The organism is Ruegeria sp. TASC047 (assembly GCF_059612445.1).
In genome coordinates this window covers 45595-59334 of sequence record NZ_JBXWQP010000038.1, presented here as the reverse complement: position 1 = coordinate 59334, position 13740 = coordinate 45595, and the positions used below count along the sequence as shown (strand labels likewise).

At 58.4% G+C, this 13740-nt stretch carries 13 protein-coding genes; 7 read left to right on the top strand and 6 right to left on the bottom strand.

The window, feature by feature from the left end:
- Window positions 1-136: 136 nt before the first annotated feature.
- The 5 genes from AC2FLO_RS15000 to lpxK all read left to right on the top strand — a co-directional run bounded on the left by AC2FLO_RS15000 (window position 137) and on the right by lpxK (window position 6176).
- Window positions 137-1651, top strand: a complete 1515-nt coding sequence (locus AC2FLO_RS15000; protein ID WP_496753979.1) for a DUF2125 domain-containing protein — start codon at window positions 137-139, stop codon at window positions 1649-1651.
- Between the two features lie 168 nt (window positions 1652-1819).
- Window positions 1820-3166: a TldD/PmbA family protein gene (locus tag AC2FLO_RS14995; protein ID WP_496811715.1), complete on the top strand. Its 1347-nt coding sequence runs from the start codon at window positions 1820-1822 to the stop codon at window positions 3164-3166.
- Window positions 3153-3953: an inositol monophosphatase family protein gene (locus AC2FLO_RS14990; protein WP_496753975.1), complete on the top strand. Its 801-nt coding sequence runs from the start codon at window positions 3153-3155 to the stop codon at window positions 3951-3953. The genes AC2FLO_RS14995 and AC2FLO_RS14990 overlap by 14 nt, the downstream gene beginning before the upstream one ends.
- On the top strand, window positions 3950-5188 hold the full coding sequence (locus AC2FLO_RS14985) for a 3-deoxy-D-manno-octulosonic acid transferase (protein WP_496753973.1): 1239 nt from the start codon (window positions 3950-3952) through the stop codon (window positions 5186-5188). The genes AC2FLO_RS14990 and AC2FLO_RS14985 overlap by 4 nt, the downstream gene beginning before the upstream one ends.
- Window positions 5175-6176: a tetraacyldisaccharide 4'-kinase gene (lpxK, locus tag AC2FLO_RS14980; RefSeq protein WP_496753972.1), complete on the top strand. Its 1002-nt coding sequence runs from the start codon at window positions 5175-5177 to the stop codon at window positions 6174-6176. The genes AC2FLO_RS14985 and lpxK overlap by 14 nt, the downstream gene beginning before the upstream one ends.
- A gap of 37 nt (window positions 6177-6213) precedes the next feature.
- On the opposite strand, the gene AC2FLO_RS14975 is transcribed toward lpxK, so the two are convergent.
- Together AC2FLO_RS14975 and AC2FLO_RS14970 are read right to left on the bottom strand one after the other, a co-directional pair.
- On the bottom strand, window positions 6214-6876 hold the full coding sequence (locus tag AC2FLO_RS14975) for a DsbA family protein (protein ID WP_496753971.1): 663 nt from the start codon (window positions 6874-6876) through the stop codon (window positions 6214-6216).
- Between the two features lie 13 nt (window positions 6877-6889).
- Entirely contained in the window at window positions 6890-7396 is a 507-nt protein-coding gene (locus AC2FLO_RS14970; RefSeq protein WP_496753969.1) for a DUF721 domain-containing protein, read from the bottom strand.
- Between the two features lie 81 nt (window positions 7397-7477).
- Here AC2FLO_RS14970 and mutY point away from each other — a divergent pair, with 81 nt between their 5' ends.
- Window positions 7478-8533: an A/G-specific adenine glycosylase gene (gene mutY, locus AC2FLO_RS14965; RefSeq protein ID WP_496753967.1), complete on the top strand. Its 1056-nt coding sequence runs from the start codon at window positions 7478-7480 to the stop codon at window positions 8531-8533.
- A gap of 61 nt (window positions 8534-8594) precedes the next feature.
- Entirely contained in the window at window positions 8595-9731 is a 1137-nt protein-coding gene (locus tag AC2FLO_RS14960) for an alkane 1-monooxygenase (RefSeq protein ID WP_496753965.1), read from the top strand.
- A 65-nt stretch (window positions 9732-9796) separates the two neighbouring features.
- Here AC2FLO_RS14960 and AC2FLO_RS14955 read toward each other — a convergent pair whose 3' ends face one another.
- The 4 genes from AC2FLO_RS14955 to AC2FLO_RS14940 form a co-directional block, all read right to left on the bottom strand.
- A complete protein-coding gene (locus AC2FLO_RS14955; RefSeq protein WP_496804317.1) occupies window positions 9797-11179 on the bottom strand; it encodes an adenylate/guanylate cyclase domain-containing protein in 1383 nt (460 codons plus the stop codon).
- A 139-nt stretch (window positions 11180-11318) separates the two neighbouring features.
- The gene (locus tag AC2FLO_RS14950; protein WP_480588339.1) at window positions 11319-12422 is read right to left on the bottom strand and encodes a site-specific DNA-methyltransferase; all 1104 of its coding nucleotides are present in this window, start codon (window positions 12420-12422) and stop codon (window positions 11319-11321) included.
- A 107-nt stretch (window positions 12423-12529) separates the two neighbouring features.
- Window positions 12530-13147 (bottom strand): ribonuclease HII, encoded by a 618-nt coding sequence (gene rnhB, locus AC2FLO_RS14945; RefSeq protein ID WP_480588340.1) that lies wholly within the window; start codon window positions 13145-13147, stop codon window positions 12530-12532.
- A 110-nt stretch (window positions 13148-13257) separates the two neighbouring features.
- The gene (locus AC2FLO_RS14940; RefSeq protein WP_496811714.1) at window positions 13258-13716 is read right to left on the bottom strand and encodes a hypothetical protein; all 459 of its coding nucleotides are present in this window, start codon (window positions 13714-13716) and stop codon (window positions 13258-13260) included.
- Window positions 13717-13740 lie beyond the last annotated feature (24 nt).

The following is a 13740-nucleotide window of genomic DNA, read 5'->3' as shown; positions in this document are numbered from 1 at the left end:
CTCTCCTCACGCATTGTTATCGATCCCGGCAACAGCCGTAACGCGGAAACGGGGAAATGGTCCAGCCCTTGCCCCCTTGACGATAGGTGCCGCAACCCCGACCATGCGCCGCAAATTGATCAAGAAGGGTTACCTTATGTCCGTTTTCTTCCACCGCAGCTGCGGTGCTGTTCTGGCTTACGCCGTTGCGACCCAGGGCGCGTTCGCCGACCTTACTGCAAATGATGTCTGGTCCGACTGGCAAAGCTATTTCACTTCAATGGGCTACACCGTTACAGGTGACGAAAACATCGCCGGTGACGTCACCACTATTTCGAACATGACACTTTCTTTGACCTTTCCGGAAGAAGACGGGCAGTTCCAGATGGTCATGCCTGAAATGACGCTGACCGAAAATGGTGACGGAACGGTTTCCATCGGACTGCCCGAAAGCTTTCCCATGGATGTCACGGGAAAAGCCGATGATGAAGAGTTTGCAGCCAAAGTGATTTATTCGCACAGCCAACTGAACATGGTTGTTTCGGGTACACCCGAAGACATGACCTATGACTACTCTGCTGACAAACTGGGCATTTCACTGGATTCGATTGAAGTCGATGGCGAACCGCTGCCGAACGAGGTTTTCAGCATCGCGGTCGAGGCAGGTGATCTGGCCGGTCGTTCGCGGATGCAAATCGGCGAACACCGAAACATCACCCAGACATTCAACAGCGATACACTGACCTATGACCTGAACTTTCAGGATCCGGAAAACGGTGAAAGCGGGCTGATCAATGGCCAACTGGGCCAACTGGCCTTTGAAGGCGAAAACGTGATCCCGCTGGATTTTGACATGTCTGATCCGCAGGCGTTTTACCAAGCGGGTTTCGCCTTTGATGGCACGTTTACCTATGCATCCGGCAGCACCGATCTGAGCGGGACCAGCGAAGGCCAGGCGTTCTCGATGAACAGCACCTCGGAAGGTGGGCGCTTTGCCGCCAGCATCGACGCCGAGCGTATCGCCTATGACATCGCGCAGAACAGCACCAAACTGGCGGTTACAACGGCAGACCTGCCATTCCCGATCGAGCTTTCCATGGCCAGTGCAGGGTTGAATTTCGAATTCCCGATCCAGCAATCGGACGAAATACAGCCCTTCGCCTTTGGCTTCAACATGACCGATTTCACCATGTCTGATGTCCTGTGGGGCATTTTTGACCCGGCAGGCGCGCTGCCCCGCGATCCGGCGACAATTGCGCTGGACACGACCGGCACGGCAAAAGTTCTGATGAACATCTTCGATCCAGAAATCGACGTCGAGTCGGACGAAGCTCCGGGTGAGCTGCATTCGCTGAAAATCAGCCAGCTTCTGGTTTCGTTGGTTGGCGCCAAACTGACCGGCGATGGCGATTTTGCCTTCGACAATTCGAACACAGAAGAGTTTGGGGGAATGCCCAGCCCAAGCGGCGTGGCAAACCTGCAACTTGTTGGCGCCAATCAGCTGATCGATACGCTGATCGGCATGGGCCTCATTTCGGACGACGATGCACTGGGCGCGCGGATGATGATGGGTCTGATGGCGGTCCCCGGCGATGAGCCTGACACCCTGAACTCGACCATCGAATTCACCGAAGACGGCCAGATTTTGGCGAATGGCCAGCGTATCAAGTGATACTTATCTGAAAGGGCCGCGCAGTGCGGCCCTTTCCATTCCTGGGAACCTTGTGCAAAACTTGGTAGCGGCATGGATTAATCACGATCCACACAGCACAATCCGGTCACAGGTCTTGCGGGGCGGGCAGTGCGAGGCTAGGTCCTTGGCAATCAACCCGGAGACCTCATGACCCGCACACCAGAAGAAATCAGCCAACAATTGCTCGATGTTGCTCGCCGGGCAGGCGCAGAGGCAGCAGATGCCATCGTTCTCGAAGGGTCCTCGGTCTCGGTCGATGTGCGGGGCGGCGCACTGGAACATGCGGAACGCTCGGAAGGCGCTGATCTGGGTTTGCGCGTGTTTCTGGGTAAACGCTCAGCCATTGTGTCCAGCTCTGACAGCCGCCCGGAAACCCTTGCGGCGATGGCCGAACGCGCCGTGGCCATGGCAAAAGAGGCGCCCGAGGACCCCTATTCCGGGCTGGCGGACAAAAGCCAACTGGCCAGTGAATGGGATATTAAGTCACTGGAATTGCTGGACTCTGACCCGGCCCCGTCCGCGGAAAGCCTGATGCAGGATGCGCTGGCCGCCGAGGCCGCAGCACTGGCGGTAAAAGGCGTCACGCAGGTGTCGGATGCTGCTGCAAGCTACGGAACGCACCGGGTGCATCTGGCGGCTACAAACGGGTTTTCCGGTGGGTATGAGCGCAGCAGCCGATCCATCTCATGCGTTGCGATCTCGGGTGAAGGCACCGGGATGGAGCGCGACTATGACGGTGACAGCCGGACGTTTCAATCCGACCTGCGCGACGCGGCTGAGATTGGGCGCACCGCTGGGGAACGCGCTGTGCAACAGGTTGGAGCGCGCAAACCGGCGACCGGCAGTTTCCCGGTGTTGTTTGATGAACGTATCTCGTCTTCGCTGATCGGGCATCTGCTGGCCGCCAGCAATGGGGCCGCTATTGCGCGGGGCGCGTCTTGGCTCAAGGATTGTCTTGGGCAGGATGTTCTGCCCGCGCATCTGTCGCTGATCGAAGATCCGCACCGCCCGCGTATCTCAGGCTCGCGCCCATTTGATGCTGAAGGCTTGCCGACGCAGCGCCGGGTGATTGTGGAAAACGGTGTCCTGACGGGATGGACGCTGGATCTGTCGAGTGCCCGCAAGCTGGGCATGGGCTCCACGGGCAACGCTGCGCGCGGTGTGTCCGGCCCACCCTCGCCCAGCAACTGGAACCTGAGCCTGACGCAAGGGGCCCGCAGTCGCGAAGATCTGCTGCGCGATATGGACACCGGTTTGCTGGTCACTTCCATGATCGGATCGACGATCAACCCCAATACAGGCGACTATTCCCGTGGTGCATCAGGGTTTTGGGTCGAAAACGGTGTGATCACGCATCCTGTCAACGAATGCACCATCGCAGGTAATCTGCGTGATATGTTGCGGCGGATCATTCCCGCCAATGACGCGCGCACATATTTGTCGCGCGTGGTCCCGTCGCTGTTGATCGAAGGAATGACACTTGCCGGCAACTGATCTGCCCCTTCTGATTGAGGCCGCGATTGAGGCCGGCAAGATCGCTACACACTACTCCGGAACGCAAGCACTGCGTTGGGACAAACCCGGTGGTGCCGGTCCGGTGACCGAGGCCGATCTGGCCGTCAACGCGATGCTGGAAGAAAAGCTGTGCGCTGCGCGGCCAGGCTATGGCTGGCTCAGCGAGGAATCCGAGGATTCGCCCGAGCGCTTGGACCGCAGCAACACCTTTATCGTCGATCCGATTGACGGCACCCGCAGCTTTACCGAAGGCGCGCGCACCTGGGCGCATTCGCTGGCTGTTGCCGTGGATGGCATTGTGACTGCCGCTGTAATCTACCTGCCGATGCGCGACTTGCTTTATGCTGCGGCGCAGGGTCAGGGCGCCACTCTCAACGGGCAAAAGATCACGACATCAAAAACGCCTGAGCTATTGCAATCTCAGGTTCTGGCCGCCAAACCAAATCTGCACACACAGCACTGGCGCAATCAGAATGTTCCAGCCTTCCACCGCGCATACCGTCCCTCGCTTGCCTATCGCATGGCGCTGGTCGCACAGGGGCGGTTCGATGCCATGCTGACCCTTCGCCCCAGCTGGGAATGGGATATTGCCGCTGGCGATCTGATCATCCGAGAGGCAGGCGGCGTCTGTTCAGACCGTTTGGGTCAACCGCTGATCTTCAACAATGCCCACCCCAGGCTGAATGGCGTAATCGCCGCCAGCACCGCGATCCACGCGCAACTGTGGGCTCAGCTGGACCCGATTGGGCCCGGAATCGGCGCATGAGCAAACCGCGCTCATTTAGCCTTGCCGCTTATCGGGTGCTGTCCTGGAGAATGCGGAACGGCGTTGGTGTAAAAACCGACCTGCCACGCCCCGAAGGCGAGGTCGTGTGGATGCACCTCGCCACGCCAGACCGCCTGCGGGCGGTGAGTGATTTTTGCCGCCGGTTGCTTCAGTCCCGATCCGAGCTGCACTTTCTACTGACCGCCCCGCCGGACGCGGATCTGTCTGCCTGGCCAGAATGCAGTTTTCCCCTGATCAACCTGCCTCAGGAACAGAGCGGGGCCGCGCGTGACTTTATCGAATACTGGCGCCCAGGTATCGGGATTTGGGTCGGTGGTGATCTGATGCCCAACATCATAACCCGAGCCGATGAACAGGCCGTACCCTTGGTGTTGTTCGACGCCCAATTTACCGTTGCACTGTCCAGGAACGTGCGCTGGCTGCCAGACATAACCAGAGTGACCTTTAGCTGCTTTCGCAAGATACTGACTGCAAATTCTGAAACCGCCCGGCACATCCGGAGACTTGGCATCCCGTTTTCAACAGTCGAAGAATCGCCACCTTTGCGCATCAGCCCAAATCCAAGACCTTGGCCAGAAGACGAGCTGATCGAAACCAACCACACGCTGGCAGGGCGGCCTGTTTGGCTGGCTGCCTGGGTGCAGGACAAAGAGTTCATTTCGGTTCTGACAGCACATCGTCAGGCATTGCGCCTGTTGCACCGGCTGGTTCTGGTACTTCACGTCGCCGACGTTCACGAGGCTGCCCCCCTAAAACGGCGGCTGGAGACGATGGATTTACGCTGTGTCAACTGGGACGATGGTGGCTTGATCGAAGACAGCACGCAGGTCGTTCTGACTGCCGACCCCGAAAATCTGGGGTTGTGGCACCGGGTGTCGGCAGTGACGTTCATGGCCAGTTCACTGGAACGCGGCGCTGGTGGTCAGGACCCGTCCGACGCAATCGCGCTGGGGTCGGCCATAATTTCTGGACCATTCGTGCATCGCCATCACGAGCTTTACGCCCACCTTCAACAGGCAGGGGCAGCCAATGAGGTCAAGTCAGCAACCGAGTTGGGCGATGCCGTCGTACAGCTTCTGGCACCAGACCGCGCCGCTGACATGGCCCTGGCAGGATGGCAGATAATCACCGAAGGTGCGCCGCAGGCAGACACCCTCATCGAAATGGTGCAGGATATTCTGGACCAGCGGAGCGCAGATCATGCGGGCACCTGATTTCTGGAACACTCCTCCGGACCAGCCGGATCTGAGGGCACGGCTGCTGGCCCCGCTGGGCCGCTTATATGCCGTAGCGACAGCCCGCAGGATTGCCTCGAAATCAGGGGAAAATCCCGGTGTTCCCGTGATCTGCATCGGCAATCTGAATGCAGGTGGAACCGGGAAAACGCCCACCGTCATCTGGACCCTCGAACAACTGGGTAATGCCTGGCACAAGCCCCATGTCGTGACACGAGGACATGGCGGGTCACTGGAAGGCCCGGTGCAGGTCGATCCGGGCAGGCACTCCGCCGCCGAGGTGGGGGACGAGCCGCTGTTGCTGGCGATGTTTGCCGAGGTCTGGGTTGCCAAGGATCGGGCGGCAGGCGCGCGTGCAGCGGCCGCAGCGGGGGCAACGGTGATCGTTCTGGATGATGGCTTTCAGAACCCTTCGGTCGCCAAGGATTTCTCGATTATCGTTGTGGACGCCCAGCGCGGATTTGGAAACGGCTTATGCCTGCCAGCCGGTCCATTGCGAGAGCCCGTCGATACCGGCCTGCAACGGGCCGATCTTGTACTGTCCTTGGGGGAAGAGGCGGCGCAAAAGGTATTTGCCGACAACTGGAAACGCCGGTTGACCGTTCCTCATGTCATCGGGGCAGTCGAACCCCTGCAAACCGGTATGGATTGGTCAGGAACACGTGCGTTGGCGTTCGCAGGCATCGGCTATCCCGAAAAGTTCTTCCAAACCCTGCGGCGGCTGGGTGTTGATCTGGTACGGGCCGAGGCGTTGGACGATCACCAACCGTTGACACAGGCCCTGATGACCCGACTGGAAAACGAGGCGCGTTTGCTGGGCGCTCAGATGGTCACCACCGAAAAAGACGCCGTTCGCCTGCCGCCCGCTTTCCGAAGCAAGGTGATCACTTTGCCGGTTCGGCTTCAGATTTCAGATGCCGACAGGGTCAGGGACATGCTTTTGAAAGCCGTCCCTTCACCAATGTAACTCAGGCTGGCCTCCGGCGGGGTCAGCCGGGGGCGGGTCAGCTGCCGAGCTCAGCTTCAATCAGCTTTTTGAAGTCCGCGTAGGACTGATTGTCGACTTTCTTGCCGTTCACGATGAAGGACGGGGTTGCCTGAATTCCATCGCGTTCAGCGTTTTCCTGATACCATGCGGCCAATGTCCGCGCTTTGGTGCCATCCTGCAAACAGGCCTCAAGCTGGTCGCCATCGATACCTGCCAGACGACCGATCTTGCGCAGTTCATCGACGATCTCGGCAGGGCCACCTGCGCGCGTCCATTCTGCCTGACCTTCATAGATCAGATCGGTGATGCCAAAGAATTTCTCTGGACCGGCGCAGCGGGCCACCATTGACGCCCACAGACCATAGCGATCAAAATAGACTTCACGATAGGTGAACTTGACCTTACCGGTATCAATGAAGTCCTTCTTGAGCTGTTTATACGCGCTCTTGTGGAAATTCGCGCAATGCGGGCAGGTGTAGGATGCGTATTCGATGATTTCGACAGGCGCGCCCTCGGCGCCCTGAACCATGTCAATGATGGTGGATGTATCCAGGTCCGCCTCTTGCGCCTCGGCGGCACTGACCAGCGGAAAACTTGTATTGGAATTTGACAGCGACACCCAATAGCCGCCTGCGGCCACGGCGACGGCCGCACAGATTACGGTTGCAACACGGCTCATTCTCAGCCCTTTCTCAGCGTTTCTGTTTGGATAAAACGTTGCGCCCAAGACGTTCAAGGGCCGCGCGCAAATCTTCATCATTTACACTGCGTGACACTTTGTCTGCCTCGGCAGCAATTTCAGGTGCAATCTCAGGTTTTGCTTGCTTCGGTCTATGGTCGAAACTGGCCTGCCCCTCGGCAAATCCGGTCGGAGCGGTCTGGGTGATCCGGACACGGCTAATGGCATTGTAACCGTAAACCGCGTTCACTTTACCACGCAGCTGTTCCTTCTGCATTTCCAGCATCGGGGCCTGCGGGCCTGTGGTCAGAACGGTCAGGGTCGCGCCAAAACCGCCATTGCCATAGCCGACACTGACTGGGCGCGCGATAGCGGCGGTATCCTGACCCACGATCTCGGCCCAATGGGTCAACAGACGTGACACAGCAAAGCCCCGGCTTTCCCCGGCGCGCCTGATCTGGTCATTCAGCAAAGACGCGGTGCGCTTGAACCCGCGGGTTGACGAACGTCTGCGTTGCATCTGGTTTCCAACTCCTGCGCCGCTATTGTAATAGGCAGAACACCGGGTGCCAGCGAAACCTGACAGGGAGACGAATAAAACTTGCGTGATTCCTTTGAATTCACCGTCAGCGCTGCGCTTCTGGAGTGGTATGACCACAACGCTCGCGCCATGCCATGGCGCACAGGACCGGCAGAGCGCGCCGCCGGGGTGCGCCCTGACCCTTATAGGGTCTGGTTATCCGAAGTGATGTTGCAACAGACGACTGTAGCAGCGGTGCGGGATTACTTTCTGCGCTTCGTGACACGTTGGCCTACGGTTCAGGCGCTGGCCGCCGCACCGGATGAGCAGGTCATGGGGGAATGGGCCGGCCTTGGGTATTACGCACGTGCGCGCAACCTCTTGAAGTGCGCCCGCGTTGTGACGCGGGATCACAATGGTCAGTTCCCCGAAACTTATGATGCGCTGCTGAAATTACCCGGAATCGGCCCTTATACAGCTGCGGCAATCTCCGCCATTGCCTTTGATCAGCCTGAAACGGTTCTGGATGGCAATGTCGAACGCGTCATGGCCCGATTTTACGACATTAATGCGCCGCTACCCGGCTCGAAACCCCTGCTGAAGGAAAAAGCTTCAGCGCTGACACCTTCTTCTCGGCCCGGTGACTACGCACAGGCAGTCATGGATCTTGGGGCCACGATCTGCACACCGAAATCCCCGGCATGTGGCATCTGCCCGCTGCGCGATCCATGCCAAGCGCGGTTTGCGGGAACACAGGCCGATCTTCCCCGAAAAACACCGAAAAAGCCCAAACCCACCCGTCACGGTCACGTTTACATCGCGCGCATGCCAGATGGGGCCATGCTGCTGGAGCGTCGACCGGACAAAGGTTTGCTGGGCGGAATGCTGGGCTGGCCTGGATCAGAGTGGGCTGACGATCCGGTCGAGCACCCCCCGCTTGCGGCAGATTGGAAGATGGTGCCGGGCGAGGTGCGCCACACTTTTACGCATTTTCATCTGATTTTAAGAATCTGGACCGCAGAAACCACCGGTCAGTATGTTCCCGATCATCTGATCGCAGTGGGAAAGCACAGCTTCAAACCCAGCGACCTGCCCACGGTGATGCGCAAAGCCTATGATCTGTGGAAAGGACAATAAGACCGCTGTGCATTCCCTGGCCTCGCGGCTAGGCTGTCCCCATCTAGTAGGAGCACCAGAGATGAGCGCAACAGTCTCGTTGGCACGCTGGCAATCAGCATCACCCTTCTGGGTGTCCCTGCTGTTGATCCCACTGATCTGGTTCACTGCTTTCGCGGGCGGATGGTGGGTCCTGCTGATCCCGATCTCGACCTGGTGGGTCTTTGCCGTGCTGGACCGGATCACCGGGCTCAACGTGGAAAATGCGAACCCTGAGACGCCAGACGATGCTCTGCAACGGTATATCCTGCTGACCAAGCTTTGGGCACCCCTTCAGTTCCTTACCCTGTTTGGCCTGATCTGGTACGCGAGCCACGGCAGTCAGCTTTCGGCGCCTGAGAAAATCGGCCTGTTCTTTGGCATGGGTGTTATCTCGGGTACGGTCGGTATCAATTACAGCCACGAGCTGATGCATCAGAAAAGCCGTTGGGAACGCTGGCTGGGCGATATCCTTCTTGCCATGGTGCTGTATTCTCATTTCCGGTCCGAGCATCTGCTGGTCCATCACCGTCATGTGGGAACGCCACGCGATCCGGTGACGGCGCGATACAACGAAGGGTTTCACCGCTTTTACCCTAGGGTGTTGCGGCAAAGCCTGGTCTCGGCCTTCAACGCCGAACGCGGAAAACTGGCCCGCAAGGACCGCCCCTGGACCGACCGCTCCAACCCGTTCTGGCGGTACTGGGCGTTGCAAGGGGGGATGCTGGCACTGGCGGCGCTGATCGGAGGATGGTCCGGTCTGGCCCTTTTTCTTTTGCAAGCCGGTGTCGCGATCTGGCAGCTGGAACTGGTCAACTACGTTGAACATTACGGGTTGACCCGGAAATATCTGGGCGACGGGCGGTATGAGCACGTCCTGCCCAGACATTCCTGGAATGCCTCGCAGAAAGCTTCAAACTGGTTGCTGATCAATCTGCAACGCCATTCGGATCACCATTACAAACCAAACCGCCGGTTCCCGCTGCTTCAACACCACACACCCGAAACGGCACCGCAACTGCCCTATGGCTATCCCGTCATGACTGTGGCTGCGATGATCCCACCGCTGTGGCGGCAGGTCATGAACCCACGGGTCCGGGAATGGCGGCGCCAGTACTACCCCGAGATCACCGATTGGCACGCCTATAACAAGGCCCTGAACCCCGCACCTGATGCGTAACCGATGCACCGCCCGGCCCATCAGGCTCGGCGCTTTGGGTACTGTTCTGGCGAGGTGTAAGGTCTTCAGCCTTTCATAACCCAGATATCCATCGGTGTTTCCACGCCGCGCACGGATTGATCGGTAAGCTCTGCAAAACCAGTCATGGCGACAGACGCAGACTGGTTTTCCTCTGCAATCCGCGCGCGCACAGCGTCACTGACCACGATACGCGCCTGCAAATCACGCGTCAGCGCCTCGAGCTTGGCCGCGACGTTGACGGCATTCCCGATGACCGCGAATTCAAGCCGGTTCGCACCAATGTCGCCCAGCACGACCGAGCCATAGTGCACCCCGATCCCGACGCGGATTTCAGGCTCTCCCGCCCGGCGGCGGTCCAGATTCCATCGGTCGATCACGCTGACCATCGCGCGCGCACATCCCAGCGCGTTGCTTGCGTCCAACGGCGTGGGCACCGGGGTGCCAAAGGTCGCCATCAGCCCATCCCCCAGATACTTGTCCAGGGTCCCGTGGTGACGAAAAACCTCGGTTTCCATGCGGGCGTGAAAGCCCCGCAGCACTTCGATCACATCATAGGGGTCACGACCGGCGGCGTATTTCGTGAATCCGACGATGTCGATGAACAGAACGGCCACATTCTCTTTTCGGACCTGTTTCAGCGGCTCGTCATTCTGGCTCAGCTCCTCTACCACGTTGGGCGAGAAATAGCGTGACAGGTTGGCCCGTTCCCGTTCCAGCCCTGCATTGCTCATCAATAGCCGGTTCAGCCGCTGCATCGAAAGGCCCAAAGTCACGGCCACCATCATGAAAACGATTGCCTGCTGGATGCGCTGAGGCGCCATGAAACTGTTCGGATCCAGAAGCTCGGCAACATCCGGGTAGCCTTGCAGAGCGGTCGCAACTTTTTCGCTGATCCCGGGAATGGGCGTTGCGACCCACCAGGCAACGATCCACCCGATCGTCCACATCATCGCCGTCCAGGTCCCTATGGCGATCACGGTCCGCCAGGAATAGGCCAATGTGCCTGCCGCCAGAATGATGAAGAAGTACTGAAAGTTGTCGAACCGGTATTGCATGGCCAATGGCCTGACATCATCGCTGAAGGGATTGGGTACGATCATCCCAAGTGTCATGATCAGCAGGTCGACGAAAATCAAAAACAACTCGCCCCGCGATTGCCCGACACGACCTGCACGGCGGATCAACCACCCGTTGCCGCAGATCAGCAGCAGAATGAAGTGATACCAAAGCACCTCCCATTGCGGGTTCAGAAAAACCAGCAGCACCGCAGTCAGCGCCATCGCCACCCATCGCGCACGCACAGCCAATTCCAGACCCTCGCGCTTGTGCCGTTCCAACGCGGCCTCGGTATATTTGTTGTCCAGATCAAACGCATCGGGCTGGGTGAAAAACAGGCTTCGGCGGGGCTGTGCGGTCGTCTCGGTCATGGCCGTGGTCTTTCTTGCGGAGGCTAGGCAGCCTTATGCAATCACTGTTGAAGGCAAAACAAAAGACCCCGCCGGTTGATCGGCGGGGCAAGGCATAGTGCCATGTGTCAGGCCACAGGCACCGGCGGTGTTCGTGAATTCAGTTGTGCATCTCTGCGCGGATCTGTTGCCGCAAGATGTCAATCGGTACGGTCTTGCCGTCCCGCTTGAAGCACCAGTATGTCCAGCCGTTGCAGGACGGGGCGTTTTCCAGATGCGCGCCGACCTGATGGATTGACCCTTTGACATTGTCACCCACCAGCGTTCCATCCGCACGCACCTTTGCCTTGTGGCGCTGGTTCATGGAATAAAGCTCTTCACCCGGGCGCAACATCCCGCGTTCGACCAGCTGACCGAATGGCACGCGTGGCTCGGCACGTTTGCTGGCACTGACTTCCAGAGCTTCGCGATCAAACTTGCGGACCTTGGCGATGCGTTTTTCAGCCACCTTGCGATAGCTTTCCTCTCGCTCGATCCCAATGAACTCGCGCCCCAGCATCTTGGCGACGGCCCCGGTGGTGCCGGTGCCAAAGAACGGATCCAGCACCACATCGCCGGGGTTGGTCGAACCAATCAACACGCGGTGCAGCAGCGATTCCGGTTTTTGCGTCGGATGTGCCTTGTCGCCGTTTTCATCCTTGAGCCGCTCATGCCCGGTGCAGATCGGCAGCACCCAGTCGCTGCGCATCTGCACACCTTCGTTCAGAGCTTTCAGCGCCTCATAGTTGAAGGTGTATTTCGCGCCTTCGCGCTTGGACGCCCAGATCATCGTTTCATGCGCGTTGGTGAACCGTTTGCCGCGGAAATTCGGCATCGGGTTCGACTTACGCCACACAACGTCGTTCAGAATCCAGTATCCGGCGTCCTGCAGCGCTGACCCCACGCGGAAAATGTTGTGATAAGACCCGATCACCCAGATCGCACCATTGGGTTTCAGCAGACGATGCGCCGCCTTCAGCCATTCGCGTGTAAACTGGTCATACGCACCAAAACTTGCGAACTGATCCCAGTGATCATCCACCGCATCGACCTGCGAATTATCCGGGCGATGCAACTGACCTTTCAATTGCAGGTTATACGGCGGATCCGCAAAAATCAGATCCACTGACGCCTCGGGCAGACTGTTCATCACATCGATGCAGTCCCCGGATAGAATCGTGTTTAAAGGGAGCGCTCTTGCGCCCTTTTTGGTGGTTGTTGTCATATCACTGCCTCAAGTGTCCACGGCGCTTTTGCGCTCATTTGGTTGAGACAAGGATGAGTCAAAGTCGATTCGCCGTCAAATTCTTTTTTGAATCAGCAACTTACGATTTACTCTTGATACAAGATATTGTGCACCGGTTTGAACGAACGCCTATGGTGTGGGGTCACGCCAAGATTTCGCAGCGCTTCCTTGTGTTGTTTTGACGGATAGCCTGCGTTGGTTTCCCACCCATAACCCGGATGCTGTTGCGCTAAATCCACCATCACCTGATCGCGCCAGTTTTTCGCCAGGATCGAAGCAGCCGCGATCGACACCGATCGTGCATCGCCCTTTACAACGGCCTGTGATGGAATTCTCAGACCCTGCGGAATCAGGTTGCCATCGATCAGCAGGAAATCAGGTGCCGGGGTCAACGCCTCCACCGCGCGCATCATCGCCAAGTGCGACGCCCTCAGGATATTGACCTCATCAATTTCGGCGACAGAGGCTTCGGCCACCGCGAACTCAGCAGCGTCCCGAATCTCGGCGTCCAGCACGGCCCGGCGTTTTGCGGTCAGCTTTTTTGAGTCATTCAACCCTTCGGGAAAGTGCTTCGGGTTCAGAATCACCGCGGCAGCCACAACCGGCCCGGCCAATGGGCCGCGCCCGACCTCATCCACACCGGCGATACGGATGTGGCCCATGTCCAGCAGCGCCTGCTCAAGTTCGAAGTTTGGCATTGTCATACCCTTGGCAAACCGCGTTTCGCGTAGCACCGCAAGAAGAAAAGAGAGGGCGGCCCACACCACCCTCTCTCTCACGGCACTTCTTTGGCGCCGTTCCTGCTCAACCCGAACTACTGATAAACGACGCGGTATCCCTTCTGGCGCAGGCATGCAGGTTCATAGGCCCGCCTGACCTTTTTGCCATTCCAGAAACCGACCTTGCACTCTTGCGGCAGGCTATTGGCATGTTTGTAATGTTTCTCGAGGCATTTCGGCCCAAGCAGCGGATGGTCCTGCGAATACCCATCATAGGTGCGCAGGCAGCGCTCGGGCAGGTCGTAACGCGCCACATGCGGCGGCAACGGACGCACCGGCTGCGTCACATGTGGTGTATGGGTATAGGTCTGTTGACGCGTCTCCCGATCCTTTTTCTTTTCCTTGTTATAGTAATGAACGCCGGCACCGATAATAGCGATGGCCGCCAGCCCCCCAAGAATGTCCTTTGCGTCGGCCGCCTTCGCCTGAGAAGCCGACACACCGGTAATCGCAACCGCGGTCGCAATGATCAAAGCGATGAATTTCTTATGCATGATGCCTGTCCTTTCGGATGTTCG